Source organism: Methanobacterium veterum (assembly GCF_000745485.1).
GTDB lineage: Archaea > Methanobacteriota > Methanobacteria > Methanobacteriales > Methanobacteriaceae > Methanobacterium_D > Methanobacterium_D veterum.
This window is the reverse complement of sequence record NZ_JQJK01000017.1, coordinates 38,315-53,502: the sequence shown is the minus strand read 5'-3', so window position 1 is coordinate 53,502 and position 15,188 is coordinate 38,315. Positions and strand designations below refer to the sequence as shown.

At 34.3% G+C, this 15,188-nt stretch carries 15 protein-coding genes; 10 read left to right on the top strand and 5 right to left on the bottom strand.

Annotated features, from left to right (window positions below; all coding sequences use genetic code 11):
• Positions 1-307 precede the first annotated feature (307 nt).
• The 4 genes from EJ01_RS09970 (at position 308) to EJ01_RS09960 (ending at position 4,192) form a co-directional block, all read left to right on the top strand.
• Positions 308-1,846, top strand: coding sequence for an MFS transporter (locus tag EJ01_RS09970; protein ID WP_048081942.1), 1,539 nt, complete (start codon positions 308-310; stop codon positions 1,844-1,846).
• 132 nt (positions 1,847-1,978) lie between these two features.
• Complete coding sequence (ala, locus tag EJ01_RS09965; RefSeq protein WP_048081941.1) at positions 1,979-2,971, top strand: alanine dehydrogenase; 993 nt, start codon at positions 1,979-1,981, stop codon at positions 2,969-2,971.
• Positions 2,972-3,131: 160 nt separating this feature from the next.
• On the top strand, positions 3,132-3,293 hold the full coding sequence (locus EJ01_RS17535; protein ID WP_169740459.1) for a hypothetical protein: 162 nt from the start codon (positions 3,132-3,134) through the stop codon (positions 3,291-3,293).
• Positions 3,294-3,556: 263 nt separating this feature from the next.
• Entirely contained in the window at positions 3,557-4,192 is a 636-nt protein-coding gene (locus EJ01_RS09960; protein ID WP_048081940.1) for a LysE family translocator, read from the top strand.
• An 82-nt stretch (positions 4,193-4,274) separates the two neighbouring features.
• Here the strand turns inward: EJ01_RS09960 and EJ01_RS17285 are convergent, their stop codons facing one another.
• Positions 4,275-4,424: a hypothetical protein gene (locus EJ01_RS17285; RefSeq protein WP_157197611.1), complete on the bottom strand. Its 150-nt coding sequence runs from the start codon at positions 4,422-4,424 to the stop codon at positions 4,275-4,277.
• A 290-nt stretch (positions 4,425-4,714) separates the two neighbouring features.
• On the bottom strand, positions 4,715-5,242 hold the full coding sequence (locus tag EJ01_RS09955) for a hypothetical protein (RefSeq protein WP_048081939.1): 528 nt from the start codon (positions 5,240-5,242) through the stop codon (positions 4,715-4,717).
• Between the two features lie 539 nt (positions 5,243-5,781).
• On the opposite strand from EJ01_RS09955, the gene EJ01_RS09950 reads away from it, so the two are divergent.
• A complete protein-coding gene (locus EJ01_RS09950; RefSeq protein WP_048081938.1) occupies positions 5,782-6,570 on the top strand; it encodes an HAD family hydrolase in 789 nt (262 codons plus the stop codon).
• Between the two features lie 93 nt (positions 6,571-6,663).
• Complete coding sequence (budA, locus tag EJ01_RS09945; RefSeq protein WP_048081937.1) at positions 6,664-7,425, top strand: acetolactate decarboxylase; 762 nt, start codon at positions 6,664-6,666, stop codon at positions 7,423-7,425.
• 107 nt (positions 7,426-7,532) lie between these two features.
• Here budA and EJ01_RS09940 read toward each other — a convergent pair whose 3' ends face one another.
• The 3 genes from EJ01_RS09940 to EJ01_RS09930 form a co-directional block, all read right to left on the bottom strand.
• A complete protein-coding gene (locus tag EJ01_RS09940; RefSeq protein WP_048081936.1) occupies positions 7,533-8,135 on the bottom strand; it encodes a TMEM175 family protein in 603 nt (200 codons plus the stop codon).
• Positions 8,136-8,228: 93 nt separating this feature from the next.
• Positions 8,229-9,332 (bottom strand): DUF362 domain-containing protein, encoded by a 1,104-nt coding sequence (locus EJ01_RS09935; protein ID WP_048081935.1) that lies wholly within the window; start codon positions 9,330-9,332, stop codon positions 8,229-8,231.
• A 370-nt stretch (positions 9,333-9,702) separates the two neighbouring features.
• Positions 9,703-10,479 carry a sugar phosphate isomerase/epimerase family protein gene (locus EJ01_RS09930; protein WP_048081934.1) on the bottom strand — a complete coding sequence of 259 codons (777 nt, stop codon included), beginning with the start codon at positions 10,477-10,479 and terminating at the stop codon, positions 9,703-9,705.
• A gap of 455 nt (positions 10,480-10,934) precedes the next feature.
• Here EJ01_RS09930 and EJ01_RS09925 point away from each other — a divergent pair, with 455 nt between their 5' ends.
• The 4 genes from EJ01_RS09925 to EJ01_RS09910 are packed head-to-tail and all read left to right on the top strand — an operon-like array spanning position 10,935 to position 14,989.
• Complete coding sequence (locus EJ01_RS09925) at positions 10,935-11,435, top strand: PadR family transcriptional regulator (RefSeq protein WP_245611194.1); 501 nt, start codon at positions 10,935-10,937, stop codon at positions 11,433-11,435.
• Between the two features lie 14 nt (positions 11,436-11,449).
• A complete protein-coding gene (locus EJ01_RS09920) occupies positions 11,450-12,553 on the top strand; it encodes an ATP-binding cassette domain-containing protein (protein WP_048081933.1) in 1,104 nt (367 codons plus the stop codon).
• Positions 12,540-13,730: an ABC transporter permease gene (locus EJ01_RS09915; protein WP_048081932.1), complete on the top strand. Its 1,191-nt coding sequence runs from the start codon at positions 12,540-12,542 to the stop codon at positions 13,728-13,730. Before EJ01_RS09920 ends, EJ01_RS09915 begins: the two co-directional genes overlap by 14 nt.
• Before the next feature lie 23 nt (positions 13,731-13,753).
• Positions 13,754-14,989 carry an outer membrane protein assembly factor BamB family protein gene (locus EJ01_RS09910; protein WP_048081931.1) on the top strand — a complete coding sequence of 412 codons (1,236 nt, stop codon included), beginning with the start codon at positions 13,754-13,756 and terminating at the stop codon, positions 14,987-14,989.
• Positions 14,990-15,188: the final 199 nt, after the last annotated feature.

Here is a 15,188-nt window from a genome sequence, read left to right as displayed (position 1 = left end):
TTAAAAATAAATTTAAAGTTATTTAAAAAAAATAATTTAAGCTTTAATAACGCTCAAATTTATGAATATGATTATTCATACTACTATTTCTACATATTAACCTATTTTTAATTATTATAAATCGTTAAGTGCACTAAAGTCAAAAATGTGGACATTAGGTTCATTTAACCACATATTTACTTTTTACTTCAATGTATAAAAATTAATTAAATGAAAAACAAAAATAATAGAGATTAAACAAAATATGTTACTTAAATGCATAATTTAACTTCAATTATTTTAATTAAATCCGTGGAGGACATTCATAGTGGCGGAAAAATCAAAAAGTGAATGGTTAACCCTTATAATTGTTACCCTATCTGTCTTTACCATAGTTATAGATAAAACATTTTTAAATGTAGCAATTTATACCCTAATAAGAGATTTGAATACTACTATTCAAACTATTCAAGCCATAATCGCGATTTACTCCCTGGTTATGGCCTCATTAATGCTCTTTGGAGGGAAGCTGCAGGATGTTTTTGGGAGGAAAAAAACATTCCTTATGGGTGCCTCTATCTATGGAGCAGGTACAATAGTCGCAGCTTTAAGTATAAACAGCGCCATGCTTCTGCTCGGATGGTCCATACTTGAAGGAGTAGGGGCTGCACTTATGATGCCTGCTACTACCTCCATAATCTCCGGAACTTACGGGGGAGAAAAAAGAGCCTTCGCACTGGGAATAATAAGTTCCATGGCTTCAGGAGCAGGGACTATCGGGCCAATTATAGGCGGATTTTTAACAACTTACTACTCCTGGCGTTACGCTTTTGCACTTGAACTGGTTATAATCATTGCGATACTCCTGTTTTCAAAAGAGATCGATGTATTCCCACCCGTCATAAAATGGCGTGAAATAGATGTTTTAGGGGCAATAAATTCTTCACTGGGCATATTTCTGCTGGTTATAGGCGTGCTGCTACTTAACAACCCTTCAAGTTGGAACACTGCGATTTTATCCATTATAATTGGAATAATTCTCTTGACTATATTTTATTTCACCCAGAAAAGAAGGATTGAAGGGAATAAAATGCCTTTACTTGATATTACCCTCTTTAAAGATCATTCTTTCACCTTAGGGAACATAACCCGATTAATAATGAATTTCACAATTGGAGGGGTGACTTTCGTTATTCCGGTGTTTTTACAGGGTGTTATAGGAACCAGTCCATTAATAACCGGTTTAACCCTGATACCCATGAGCATAGGCATTTTTACAATGTCATTTACAGCAGGAAAGGTTTCAACAAGAATGCAGCCGCGTTATATACTTTCTATTGGATTTTTAGCATCTTTAGCAGGAAGCATATATTTGAGCCTTATTTTCAGTCCTTCCACAACGGTTATGGACATGATTCCAGGCGTACTATTCCTTGGAATAGGAATGGGAATTGTTTTCCCCCATTCAGCAAATATAATCTTTGCAGCTGCCAGGCAAGACCAACAGCCTGACGCTTCAGGGATTTTAAACACCGGCATTAACCTTGGCTCTTCACTTGGAACCGCCGTTCTTGGAGTAATATTAATACTTGGAAGTTTTGGTACTTTAGGAGGCGGAGCTATGTATGATTTACCTGCAGGCAATTCCTATGGAAATAATAATCATGGATGGTTTGAGAAATTAAACGCTTTGAATATACCTATTATAGAAGGGACAGGAGTAACTGAAGATCATCAAAAAGCAAATGCTATGAAAGATGCATTTAATGTGGTAACCTTAGTGCTAATCATAGGCCTAATATGCTCCCTGTTAATACCAATAAAACCGACTAAACATGAGGAACACTGCGTTACCACGCATATTTGATTTTTTTATTTATTAAATTCAAAATTATGCACATTTTATATTTAGTTCACAAAACATGATCTTTTATACACAAATCGCTAAATTTAAGAAGCTATAACAACAAAAGAGTACATAATTATAAGAGGTGTACTTATGTCAGAGACAATACTTCTAAATCAAAGCCAGGTTAAAGAACTCACAACCATGAAAGAGATTATTGAAAATGTCGAAACTGCATATGAGTTTCATGCGGAGCGTAAAGTCCAGATGCCTCCCAAAGAATACATATTCTACAAAAAATTTAGGGGAGATCTCCGAATAATGCCATGTTTTGTCAGGGGACTAAATGAATCCGGAGTTAAAAATGTAAATGTGCATCCAGACAACCCGCGAAAACACAACCTGCCAACGGTCATGGCAATGATCGAGCTTGTAGACCCCAAAACAGGTTTTCCAGTTTCAGTGATGGATGGGACATGGATTACAGATATGAGAACTGGTGCCGCAGCTGGAGTTGCCACAAAATACCTCGCAAGAGACAATTCTGAAATTTTAGGACTTGTAGGTGCCGGAGTTCAGGCAGCAACGGGACTTGAAGCTATAATGGAAGTAATGGACATTAAAGAAGTAAGGGTTTCCTGCAGAACCTGCCAAACAAGGGAATCATTTGCTCAAAAAGCCTCTGAAAAATATGGAATTCCGGTTAAAGCTGTTGATACTATAAAAGAAGCGGTACAGGGTGCTGATGTGCTGTTAACTACTACGCCCGCACGAGAACCTGTCGTTAAATCAAAATGGGTAAGTCCAGGGACCCATATTAATGCAATGGGGGCTGATGCTCCAGGTAAGCAGGAACTAGACAGCCACATACTCCAAAAATCTAAAATTATAATTGACTGCTGGGATCAGGCAAGCCACAGTGGTGAAATTAACATTCCAGTCCAGGAGGGTATTGTAAGACAAAGGGACATCCACGGTAAAATTGGGGATGTAATAATAGGTTCCATTCCAGGTAGAACCTCAGACGAAGAAATTACAGTATTTGACTCAACAGGGCTTGCAGTTCAGGATATAGTTACTGCATGGAACGTGTATGAGAAGGCTCTTCAAAAAGGTATTGGACAGAAAATGAATTTTCTGGAGTAAATTTACTCTCCCTTATTTTTTTATGTTGATCTTGATTTAAGCATCTGAACCCCTAAGATACAAAGAAACCAAGATGGCCTGTACCTGCATTAACATTAACACTACGTTTAAACATAGTTACATTTATCAGCATTGAAAACAAAGTAAAACTGGTGATGAAATGTTCGAAGAGAAAATTTATATAAACGACGTAATCAATAAAATGGGACATGTATTCGAACGTTTTAGGTATTTGACACGGACCCGGCCATTAAATGAAGACCAGATGAAGGTCATTAATTATCATTTATCCGAGATAATGAAAGTTTTAAATGAAAAATAACATGTTAAATTATATGTTTTTATCTATTTTTTGGTGTTGATCTTTTATTATACTGGAGTTTTTATGTGAGTGTAAATTCAATATTAGTTAATAGTATTTAAATTACAAATGGATTTTCATAATGATTTTCAAACATGTAAAAAATTTTCAATTCGCAACGCAAAAACCTTTTGTTTTTGCATGCCCCCAACACGATATGTGTTTGATGGTTTTACAGTTGAAAATTTATAATTTTCAAAAGAACACCCATTTTAGTGATTTAATTGATTGAAATTGCTTTATTTGCATTAACTTCATTTGGAGTCGGACTATCTGGTGCATTAGTCCCAGGACCCATGTTCACTGTAACAGTTTCTGACTCTGTTAAAAAAGGGTTTAAAACAGGCCCTATAATTATCTTAGGCCACATAATGACAGAAATACTGATGATGATCGTCATTTTGGCAGGTTTAGGCCAGATTCTAGGTTCTCAAACTGCGGCTTTTATCATTGGAATATTTGGAGGTACAATTCTCATATTTATGGGATACAGTACATCCAGATCAAATACCACTTTGTCAAATATCAAAACTGAGGAAGACAGGAACCACAAATACGGATCTTTTATTAAGGGAGTTATAACAAGTATCTCCAACCCTTATTTTTTTATATGGTGGGGAACGATTGGCCTGGCGTTCATGTTTAAAGGATTAGCACTGGCAGGGATTATTGGCATTTTAGCATTTTCAATTGGCCACTGGTCAGCTGATCTTTCATGGTTCAGCGTAGTCTCGTTCGCATCAAGCAGAGGATCAAAATTCATGAACGATGAAACCTATAAGGCAGTAATGGTAATTTGCGGAGTATTCCTTATTCTACTTGGTGTTTATTTCATTGTTTCTCAGATAAATCCATTTTAAAACATATATATAAAATTTAAAAAATGTTCAGCCTGTTAAAGTAAATAGAATTATGTAAATCATGTTTATATACAAAATATAATTATTTCATCTTTTTATATTGAAAAATAAACTCACCTTTTCCTTTATCCTCAGTTACAGATTGTAAAGCGTATTTACCCCTTAAGCCGTTATTCAGCAAATTTCGAATTGTTGATGCTTTCTCATCTCCAACTTTAACTCTAATTTCCAACTATATCCTCTCCTTTCTTTATAATATAGTTGAATTTTATGATTATTATAATTTTATGTATTAAAAATAATTATTATTGATTAAATTATTGATAAAACATTTAAATATTCCCTTAAATACTACAAATAACCAGACAGAGAATTATAAATGGAATTTTCTAATTTAATCAATCTATTTTATATATAAAAATAGTAATATGTACATTTAAGTCTTGTATTAGATTGAAGGAGGTATTAGAAAGTAAAGACGATAATACCGCTATACTTTCTAATTTTATCTGATGTTTGATCTCATACTGGTGCATCAGAGTTACATTTTAGGGATGTGAAATAGATTGTTGTTGTGTAGGTATCTGGAGTTGTTCCATACGGAATTTTTAACTGTAAATCCACGCCCATTTCTGAATTACTACTTCCCTGTTTCGGTTTTTTAAGCACACATGCTTTGGTGTATTGATCCGTTAATTCTCCAGCTGAGCCCAAACCTGGAATAATATATTTCAGATTAGACAAGCTTATCGTACTTGCTGTACTTGTACCTGTAAGGTCACCACTTGCTTTAATCCAGATTTCTGTATCTACATTTGAGGGGTTTGCAAAATATACATTTTTAATGGTGATCTTATTAGTACCAGGAGATATGGGACCAATAAATATTGTTGAACTGTTTCCATAATTTGCTGAGACTGCAGTAGTCTCAGGAATAGTTACACTTACAGTTTGTGAAGATGTTAAAGAACCCTCTGCAGATGTAGGGAAGATAAATAGCATTATAGCTGCAAATAAAATAAGAAATTTAAGAATCATTTCTAATTTCATTTCTTATCATCCTCTTCTGGATAAATAAACACTATAATCACTAATGAATGAAATTTTATTACAGATTTGTGATTACAGTCACAGTACTGACATAAATTTATAAATGTTTTTATTAAGTTTTGAGGATTTAAGTTGCCAATTTATACAAAAAATGGGATTTTTATTATTAATTGGAACCGTGCCCCTATTTTGAGTTATACTCTCCCTGTTAATAGTATTATATTATTATAGATATATATTTATTTATTATTAATTTGTGATAATAGTCACATTTTGAAAATATAATATTAAAATTACTATTAACGTTTTTAATTTGTTATTAACCAACTATAACTCAAAAAATGATTTCAAAACATTTAAAATATCCAAAAAGTCTAATTTATTCCATTAATACAAATGCCCATAAAACATATAGATGTTAAAAATTGTAAATTAGATCCAATAAACAATAATGATAAATAATTTTTTTTACAATACTTACTTAGTTGAATTAAAATTCATATTAAAAAAATGATAATCTGCAAATAACAGTTGATAATATGAAAGCAATTGTATTCGATAATTCAGGAACACTTATTGAAAGATATAGAGCTGTAAAAGACATTCAAACAGGCGAAATATTTGATACTGTAAGTTCGCTGGACATTGTAGACAGCAATAGTGCAAGAGCACTTGTAGTTATACAAACAGACCCTTCAAAATGCATAATTAATGCGAAACCAGACCAGAGAATATGTCAGTTCATTAAAAGGAACGACATCCATATTGATATAAGCTATTCAACTGTTGAAATCAAAAAAAAGGAATTAATTGAAGCCGTTACCGGCGATGAATCTAAAGTAAGTGATATCCAGGATACAATAAGGGCAGTAACAGCCAAAGGTTACAATATACAGGTATGCAGTGGATCTGGATTTATAGTGGATTTGAACAAGGGAAAGATCGAATTTACAGTCACCTCCGGAGGAAGAGTATTTCCAGAAGTGCGAGATGTGGTTAAAGAGCTGCAAAAAAGAGATATTCATATATTTGTCGCCTCAGGAGATAGAAAAGGGTCTTTAAAAGCGCTTGCAAGGTACATCGGAATCCCTGAAGAAAATGTTTTTGACACCGCAGACTCCTGGAAAAAAATGGAAATTGTAAAGGGACTTAAAAGGAACTATGACGTTATGATGGTCGGAAACAGCGTAAATGACGTCCTTGCACTTAAAGAAGCAGATATTGGGGTTCTTACCGTACAGCAAAAAGAAAAGAATCCTCAGATGGTTTACGACTCTGCAGATGTCATTGTGGAGAATATTAGAGAGGTATTGGATATTGATTTTTAGATATCAACAGTCCAATAAGTCATTAATTTTCAGGAATTATTATCCCTAATTATACTGAAACTATATATAATTAATTCAATACAACATACTCCCATGGCAAAGAAATATTATCTATTTACAGCAATTTTAATGATATTAGTTTTAGGGGCAGGAGCAGTTTATGGTGCTTCTCCACAAGTAACAAATGATAATTCTATTTTCCAGGTATCAACACTTAATTCATTATCTGCAGGCAATTTTGACGGGAACTGGACTATAGGTGCGTTAAGAACGCATGGAGATACAGGAATAGGAACGTTCAATGGCCTGGACGGAGAAATGATTGAACTAAACGATAATATATACCAGATAAAATCAAATGGAACTGTTTATCTTATGAATGATTCTGCAAACACTCCATTTGCAATGACAGTGCCGTTTAAAACTGATAAAATACTTATTTTAAATTCAAGTATGAATCTAACACAGCTTGAACAGCTTTTAAATGCCACAGTGCCTTCTAAAAATATGTTCTATTCAATTAAGGTAATTGGAACATTTAACAGCGTTAAAGCGCGCAGTCCACCAAAACAAAACAAACCTTATCCTGATCTAACTACCGCCTTGGAAAATCAAACTATTTTCAATTTCAACAATATTACTGGAACTATGGTCGGGTTCTGGTGCCCACAATATGCAAGTGACGTGAACCTGAACGATTACCATTTCCACTTCATAAGTGAAGATAAAAATTCAGGAGGGCATGTTATAGACTGCCAGCTAAAGGGAGTACTAATTGAAATTGACTATATTCCAGAAGATAGTGTTTTACTTTCAAATGGCAGCGTTTTAAATGTGAATTCAAGTGCAAATTAGCCCTGTAAATTCTTTTTACATGGCTTAAACTATCATTTAAATTTTAAATGCCGTCCTTAATAAAACTGTTTAAAACCCTTTTTTAATTTTTATATTAAAATACACGACTAAGCCCTTATTATCCTTTTAATTAGAGGAATGGCCAGATAAGTAATGGTACTGAATGCAGGAATTATGAAAGAGGCCCCAATTGCAATTAATGCCGCAATGGGCAGCATCAAATTTAATTTGTTAAGTTCAATTATTTTTTCACGGCTTAATTCTTCTATAAAATCTTTTTTTGTTGCATAATACCATATTAACCCTGAAAATATCCCAATTAAAAGTAGATTAATATTAAAAAATATATTGGCAGCCTGGGTCTCACCATACCCTCCCATAAGTGAGGTTGAAAATGGAACCAGGGCAACAAATAGAAGCCATATAACAGTTATCCACAGCAGTACATTGTTAGCACGTTTAATCCTGTAAAACTGCTGGTGGTTTATCCTCCAGAAGATGGCCAGGATGACAAAACTCAAGGCATATGTAAATAAATCCGGTATCAAACCAATTAAATAGTCTTCAACAGCAATATTAGACATAGAATTTGTTAACTGAGGAATACTAAGGTTTAAAACCAGTAAAGTCAACGCAATTGCAAAAATCCCATCTACAAGAGTCTCAATACGGCCAGTTGTTTCCCATGCATCTATATCTCCATATGCCATGCTGCACCTGCTTTAAAAATTTTTTAAAATAGTTTAAATTTTTGAATCTTTTATAAAAACATGCTGACTAATTCAGTTCTATCCAACATTCAATTACATTCTAATTAACTCGTAATCTGCACTTCCAAGTCCGGTTTCTTCCCCATATTTAAGCTGAATTCTTCCATCAATGCCTTCATAAACTCCTTTAAATTTATCTTCCCCTTTATGGAAGTTGTGGTGTAAAAGCGAGTTTTCAAATCCGCACTGTTCATTTACCAGGTCAATACTTGCAGCATCTATTGCAACTGGATCAAATGATGCAAGAATTCCTATATCTGGAACAATTGGGGCATCACTCCACGGGACACAATCACAATCTGGAGTGATATTCATAAGGAAATTAATGTAGCATACCTTGTCATGTTTATTTTTAACAGCACCGTATGCATATTCTACCATTTTTTCAATAAATTCAGGTATCTTCTCAAGATCAAGGTCTATAACTGAATCAGGGCATACTTCAATACAGAAATTACATCCAATACATCTGTCGTAGTCTATAAATGACTTCCCGTCTTCAATGTATATTGCATCTTCAGGGCAGACAGACATACATTTACCGCAAGCAGTGCATGCACCTTTTACTATTGGTTTAGCGCATCCATGCTGCTCTATTTTACCAAAAGCAGAAGCACATCCCATAGCAAGGTTTTTTATCGCTCCCCCAAATGCACTCATACCATGTCCTTTAAAATGAGACATTACAATCATGCTGTCGGATTTTTCGATGTCTCCTGCAATTTTAACTTCTTTAAAATGCTTTTTGTTAATTTCAATTCTGGTCTCATTATTTCCTAAAATTCCATCTGCAATTATAATAGGAGCATCCAGAACTGCATAATTAAAGCCATGCTGTATCGCTGTTTGGAGGTGATCAACGGAGTTGTGTCTGTGTCCAAAATAAAGTGTGTTAGTATCAGTTACAAAAGGTTTGGCCCCATTTTGTTTTACTTTATCGACAATTTGCCTTACAAATACTGGATTTATATAAGAATCATTCCCTTTCTCTCCAAAATGAAGCTTAATTGCAGTTAAATCACTTTCATCTAAAACATTAGCAAACCCTGCAGCATTAAAAATCTTTTTTATTTTACTTACCTTATTTTCCCTGCTGCTTCTCGATCTAAAATCAGAAAAATAAACTTCACTTGCCATGGTATCACCTGATAAATATTATTATTTTAAAACGTTAATTATCCATATTCAACTTCTGATATATTCTTTAAAGTTTAAATTTGTTTTGAATTTACATTGGGAGGATACTGATTTGATAAAAACAAAAATCATTATTTGAAAACCTTCAATCATGATTATATTCAACTAAACTAAACTTTAATCTTTACCTAACCCATTTAGAAACGCTCTGTGCCAAACAATCACATATTTACATTAAAAAATGTTTCATTCGATATAATCTTTCCAATTAAATATTATCTTCAAATCATATTCTATCTGCAGGAATATTCCCATTCAAGCAAACATGTCTCTACTTCTAATAAACTTAACTCAAATAACATATCCCTAACTATTTAGCATTTACATCAGAAATGCTCTGGCCCAATGAAACAAGCAGATCCCTACTTTTTAGAATATTTTCGTAGTTATTTAATTCTATAATGCCGTTATTAACCCCATTAAGCAGTGACAAGTCAAAAGTCCCCTCACCAAGTGCTAAATGCTGGTCTTTTTTGCCGTCATTATCATTTAAATGATAATAAATGATTTTTTTCATTTTAAAAAAAGATGCCGGATCATCAGATGTATTTGCATGCCCCGTATCTACAGTAGCATAAGAACCACTCTCTTTAACAAAAAATTCGTGCTCTTCAGCACTGTTACAGAAATATGCATACCTATTAGGCATATTTTCAACTGAAAACTTAATGCCCCTATCTTCTGCGTAATCATTGGCTTCTTGAAGTGTTTCGATTGAATAAACCATTCCCCATTCTCTTATTCTATCTTCAAGCCTATTAATCATGCCAGGATGTGTTGTAATAGCTTTTGCCCCAATTTTTACGGCCAAATCAACCGTTTCATTAAGCTGTTTCAATGTTTCTTCCCTGATCCCCGGATTTAGACTTGCAGGATTAAGATCTATGGTAGGAGCATGTAAAAATACAGAGACATCATAAGAATTAAATATTTCAAACTCCTTTTTGTCCATGATCAGCATGTTTCTAGGCCAATAAGGGCCTTCACACAGCATTTCCATTAATTGAAAGCCGTCATTTGTAGCTGTTTCTAAAAAATGTTCCATTGAATTCATAAAAAGTGCCAGCGTTGAAAATCCAATTTTCATTTTACTAACCCCCTCATATAAAACCATACTAACTACAATTTTTGAAATTAACTTCTTTAGATCTTTAAATGTTGTAATATTCGTAATTGCTATAATCATTCACATTATATTATTTAATATTTGTATTTACAAATTAAATAATTTAATGCTTATTTAAGGTTTAGAATCATCATATTTTGCTTGTTGTATCTCATGTAATAAATTAAAACATGGCAGTTATCCCTCTTAGATAAAATAATCTGTTAACTGGTTACCTATTTTTATAATTCGATTTTTTAGGCTTACCAAAAAATTTATATCATATATCGATGTACTGTATTTTGGAATAGTTTAGGTAAGCCTAAACATATTATTTTTTTAGATATATCCAAAACTTTTATATAGAAAATAGATATATTATTTTCTTACATATCAAATTTGGATATATCATAAAATGAGGTATAGGAGGTAAATGGATGGACGATGATGGAACACCCAATGTGGATAATTCAAATGAATCTAGCCCAGAAAATAATTTAGATGAAGAAAAAAGAATTAAATGCATGAAAGCCCATAAAGAGCTATTCAATAGCATGTCTAATTACGAAAAAAAGCTTATTAGAGGGTTAATGAGAGGTTTTGGTAATACTATGATTCTGTGGCTTATCAGCAAAAAAAGACAGCATGGATACGAAATAATGACCAAATTTCATGAATCTACCGCCCCATATAATACTAAAATGCCCAGTGCCAGCAAAATATACCCCGTACTGCATGATCTAGAGAAAAATAACTTGATAAAAGGATCATGGGAGCATCATGGAAAACGAAGGGTAAAATACTATGAAATAACCACAGAAGGTGAAGAAGCTCTTTCCAGATTCAGAAAAATGGGAAAATTTGCTAAAAAAAATAAATCAAGTCTCTGGGTGGAATTTTTTAAAGATATGATAGATGTTGAAGATAATAATGAATAATAGGAGTTATATTTATGAAATACGCTATAGAAACATTCGACCTTACAAAAAGGTATAATAATGATTTTTTAGCTGTCGATGCACTGAACATGAGAGTCCGAGATAAGACTATCTTCGGATTTCTAGGTCCAAATGGTGCTGGAAAGACTACCACAATAAAAATGCTTACATGTTTAATCCTTCCAACATCTGGAACTGCAAAAGTGTCAGGTTATGACGTTCTAAAAAATCCTAATGAAGTTAGACAGAAAATTGGAATGGTTCCTCAACTGGTAAGTCTCTACGGTGACCTTACAGTTAAAGAAAACATACATCTCTGTGCTGACTTTTATGGTCTTCCAGAAGACCTGAAAATAAGCAGAGCCGATGAACTCATGGAAATGGTGGATATTAAATACGCTGAAAATAAGCTTGTAAAACAGCTTTCAGGAGGTATGAAACAAAAGGCTTCCGTAGTAGCCAGTTTAATACACCAGCCAGAAATATTATTCTTAGACGAACCTACAATCGGTTTAGATCCTACAACTAAAAGAGTTTTATGGGATTTAGTTGAAGAACTGAACTCTAACGGACATACAATCATATTATGTTCTCACGATATGTATGAAGTAGAGCTACTCTGTGATGATGTGGGAATTGTCAGCCAAGGAAAGCTTGCTGCTTTTGATACTCCTCAAGGACTTAAGGATACTATGATTAAAGAAATTAAAGAAGAAAACTCAAGAGTTGACTCAAATGTTTCCCAAGCCCTGGAAAAAATCCTTGAAGAGACCGATCCTGATGATAAAAAGGCAGTTGAATACATAAAAGGCAATATGAGTAATAATAACATTGATTTAAAAGAATTAAGTGTTATGATCAGCAATAAGAACGAAGAAATGCTTAATACCATTAATAATTTATCCATAGTCCACGATGTAGTAGAACATGCTTCTGGAAGAATAACTATGGATATAGAAGATTCAGATGAAGCTGTAAGTAAAGTCATATCTGATATAATTGAGCAGGGTGGAAATATTACTTCCATAGCCACAAAAGATCCTTCCTTAGAAGATGTTTTCATGAGAGTTACTTCTAAAAAGAAACAAGAACAAGGTGTAGATGATGGTGGAAACTAAGAAAATTATGTGGATGTTTAAAAAAGATCTACTAGTCTTATGGAGGCATCCACCACGGTTAATTTCAATACTTTTATTCCCCATAATTATGATAACCCTTTTCGGTTACGGTATGGGCGGAACACTGGAAAATATTCCAGTTGTCGTGGTAGAACAAAGTCATGGTCAGGTAACTGATGCAACCCTTAATGCAATTAAGGGGATGAGTCTGTATGATGTTAAGGATATAATAACGGATCCAGATAAAGGAAAAGAGATGGTTCAAAACGGTCAGGTTAAAGCTGCCATAATTCTGCCTGCAAATTACGACGATATGAGCAGTACGCAGCCCAAGAGCGTGGTAGTTGATGTTGATTCATCAGACCAGATGGCGTCAAGTGCAGTTATTCCAGCTACACAAGCATTGTTTAATCAAATATCCAACAAGATGGGCGTACAAAAACTAGAAGGTATGAACTTAACCCCCTCTTCAGCAATACAGGTCCAATCTAACCAGGTTGCAGCTGCTTCACAGGGAATTAATTTCCAGAACGTAATGGATTCCATCAACCTGCAGATAAATAAAATGTACGGAGATGTCAAGTACATTGATTTCCTAGTACCTGCTGTAATTGGTATGACTGTCCTGTTTGGTTGTATGTTCGGAATGGGAGATGCTTTAGCCGGTGAAAGAGAAAGAGGAGAACTTGCAAGATTATTTATGACACCAACAAGTATTGCAACTGTTGTTGGAGGTAAAATAATCTCTAAATTATCCATAGAAATTGTAAGGGCTTTAATATTAATTGCAGCGGCTATAGTCCTGTTTGGAATTGTAATAAAGGGAAGTATGATACTTACACTTCTGGTCCTAATACTTGGAGCATTGTGCTTTGTAGGTTTTGGAGTTATGATATCTGCCAGAGTTTCGACACAGGAAGATTACATGCAGATGGTAATGCCAATTACAATGCCCATGATGTTTGTATCAGGAGTATTCTATCCAATTGAGACAATGCCATGGATATTCCAGAAACTTGCTTACATCTTCCCATTAACTTACGTAAATGACGCACTACGTGCAGTAATGTTAAAAGGAGTAGGTATTGGAGCAATATGGGTAGATATAGCAGTGCTTTTAGGATTTACAGGGCTATTCTTCGCATTAGGAGTTACCAAATTTAACAGGGATATATAAATAAAAAATTAAGGTGAATTAAAATGGTCGTGAAAAAAAATATAATCATCGGACTTACCATAATGTGCCTTTTAGTAGGTCCGCTTTCAATAGCGTCCGCAGTAGGAGCAGCCGATTGGCCAATGTTCCAGTACAACCTGGATCATACCGGTTACTTAAATGAATCATCAGATTTCACCCCGGCAGCATGGCTGTTTAAAACAGGGGGATCCATATTATCTGCTCCTTCAATTGCAGACAAATTAATGTACTTCGGTTCAACAGACGGAATCTTTTATGCTCTAAACTTGAATGATGGTACTCAAGTTTGGGATTACAGTACCCAGGGAAATATAACAGGTTCTTCAGTTGTAAGAGGAGATAATGTTTACTTTGGATCCATGGATAGTTATTTCTATGCGTTGGATAAGAAAAATGGAGATTCTGTATGGAAATACAGGACAGGAAATTCCATTGAATCATCCCCAGCAGCAGATAATGAAACCGTATACTTTGGATCAGATGACCAGAGATTATACGCATTAGACCTTGATAATGGGACACTTAAATGGCAGTTCCAAACTCAAAATGCTGTAAAATCATCGCCATCAGTTTATAACGGAACTGTATTCTTTGGGTCAGATGATGGAAAAGTATATGCAGTAAATAAGAATGGTACAAAGTTATGGTCATATGATACTGGAAATGCAGTGAGATCCTCCCCAGCCATATACAACGGTACATTATACATTGGAACAGACAATGGTAATTTTTATGCACTGAACACAAATGATGGGTCAATAAAATGGTCGTACGACTTTAATGACAGTGTAAGATCATCAGCACTCCTTGATCCAAATGACAATAGCCTGTTTGTAGGATCTGACAACGGAAACATAACTTCCCTCGATATGAGAGACGGAACATTGAAATGGTCTGTCAGTGTAGGCAACGTAAAATCTACCCCTGCACTTATGAGAGACGATGTTGTAGTTGGCTCAGACAGCGGAACTGTCTATGTATTAAATAAATACAGCGGTAAAGAAGACTGGAGTTACGCACCAGGTTACTACCTCTTTAATTCCGCATTCAGCACCCCAATAATATACGGAGATGACATATTTGTAGGTGCTGCCGATGGTTCCATGTACGCCCTTAACTACGACAAAAAATCAGGCCCAACTTCAGTTTACCTGTACTACGTTAGTGCAATCGTAATTGTAGTAATAGTAGGACTTTTAGCATTTAGGTCTGTAAGAGGACGTCGTAAAAAAGAATAAATAGTTGATGGAATTAAATTTCCATCCTACTTTTTTATTATTTTTAAGATGATTAAATTTCTTATGCTTACGGCGGGTGGGAAATACAGCCTTTTAAAATTAAGAGAATCATCAATTACCGCCTCCTTATTTGATTCTCAACGGGTAAGTATAAGGACATTTTTAACTTTTTTTATATTCAATAAATTATTATAAACGC